Here is a 450-nt window from a genome sequence, read left to right as displayed (position 1 = left end):
GTATGATCATAAACTGCGTTTAATCCAACAAAACGCCGTGCGTCTCCATCAAGCCGATAAAATTAGCTTGACGAAACTGGATGCCCGTCAAAGTTTTGAAAAATTTGGCTCCGATTATTTTGATAAAATTCTAGTCGATGCGCCGTGTTCGGGGCTTGGGTTAGTTCGTCGCAAACCGGATATTAAATACCGGAAAGACACGACTGATTTTGAAAATTTGCAGAAAGTTCAGCTTGAAATCCTCGAAAATACTTGCAAAACCCTTGTCAATAGTGGTACTATAGTGTATAGTACATGTACTATTTTCGATGAAGAAAATTTTCAGGTCATTGAAAAATTCTTGGCCAAACATCCAGAATTTGAGCAAGTGCCGCTGACACATGAAAAAGCCGATATTGTTAAAAATGGCTGTCTCATGATTACGCCGGATGCTTATCATACAGATGGTTT

Annotated in this window: 1 pseudogene; it reads left to right on the top strand. The window is 39.1% G+C overall.

Features of this window, described 5'->3' with window-relative positions:
• Positions 1-450, top strand: a pseudogene (locus Tmeso_RS15970) (16S rRNA (cytosine(967)-C(5))-methyltransferase RsmB); the annotation flags it as partial.

Origin of the sequence: Tepidibacter mesophilus (genome assembly GCF_002724055.1) — a bacterium.
Lineage (GTDB): Bacteria > Bacillota > Clostridia > Peptostreptococcales > Peptostreptococcaceae > Tepidibacter_A > Tepidibacter_A mesophilus.
This window is presented reverse-complemented; position numbering and strand designations above follow the sequence as displayed.